This window comes from Streptomyces sp. CO7, from assembly GCF_053474865.1.
Window position 1 is genome coordinate 56448 of sequence record NZ_JBRIOU010000009.1, and the last position, 1358, is coordinate 57805.

The following is a 1358-nucleotide window of genomic DNA, read 5'->3' on the forward strand; positions in this document are numbered from 1 at the left end:
GGGCCGGCGCCGGGCGCGGTGAGCAGGGCGGCGAGCGCGGCCGGGGTCGGGTGGTCGAAGACGGCGCGCGGGGAGACGTCCGTGCCGAAGGTCTCCGCGAGGCGCGCGGCCAGGCGGATGCTGAGGATGGAGTCGCCGCCCAGCAGGAAGAAGTCGTCCTGCGCGCCGGGCCGTTCGCCGCCGAGCACGTCGGCGAAGACCTCCGCCGCGCGGCGCTCGGCGTCGGTACGGGGCTCGACGTGCGGCCGGCCGGCCGGCCGCGGGTCGCCCGCGGGTGCGGGCAGCGCCGCGCGGTCCACCTTGCCGTTGGCGCTGAGCGGCAGCGCCGCGAGCGGGACGACGGCGGCGGGGACGAGGTAGTCGGGCAGGGCGCGACGGGCGAACTCAAGGATCGCGTCGGGGTGTTGGCCCGCCTCGCCGACGACGTAGGCCACCAGCCGCTTGGCGCCGGGTCCGTCCTGGCGGGCGACGACCGCGACGTCCGTGACATCGGGGTGGGCGGCGAGGGCCGCCTCCGCCTCGCCGGGTTCGACGCGGAAGCCGCGGATCTTCACCTGGTCGTCGGCGCGACCGAGGAACTCGACGGTGTCGTCGTCCCGTCGCCGGGCGAGGTCGCCGGTGCGGTACATGCGGGTGCCGGGCGGTCCGTAGGGGTCGGCGAGGAAGCGGGCGGCGGTGTCGCCGGGGCGGCCGAGGTAGCCGCGGGCGACGCCCTCGCCGGACACGTACAGCTCGCCCGGGCAGCCGGGCGGGACGGGGCGCAGCCGGGCGTCGAGGACGTGCAGGCGCAGGTCGTCGAGCGGGGTGCCGACCGGCACGGTGTCGGGGACGGCGGCGGCGTCGTCGAGGGCGTGGGAGGTGGCGAAGGTGGTGGTCTCGGTGGGCCCGTAGCCGTCGACCACGGTGAGGCCGGGGCAGGCGGTCAGGACCCGGCGCACGGCCGTCGCGGGGACCACGTCGCCGCCGGTCCACACCTGGCGCAGGCCGGTGAGGCAGTCGGGGGCGTCCTGGGCGAGCAGACGGAACAGGCCGGCCGTCAGCCACAGGGCGCTCAGGCCGCCGCCGGTCGTGGCCAGCCGGCGCAGCAGCGGCGCGTCGAGGACGTCGCCGGGAGCCACGACCACCGTGCCGCCGGTCAGCAGCGGCGTCCACACCTCGAAGGTCGCCGCGTCGAAGGCCACCGGCGAGTGCAGCAGGACCCGCGCGCACACGCCGTCGCCGAACCGGCTGTCGGTGGCGAGCGAGGCGACGTCGCGGTGGCGGACGGCGACCGCCTTGGGCAGGCCGGTGGAGCCGGAGGTGAACATGACGTAGGCGAGGCGGTCGGGGTCGGCGGGCGGGAGGGGCGTGACCGGGTC

At 77.8% G+C, this 1358-nt stretch carries 1 protein-coding gene; it reads right to left on the reverse strand.

The annotated features are described in order from the left end of the window. The coding region (locus tag ACOV8S_RS26910; RefSeq protein ID WP_448320965.1) for a non-ribosomal peptide synthetase at positions 1 to 1358 on the reverse strand (1358 nt) is incomplete at both ends.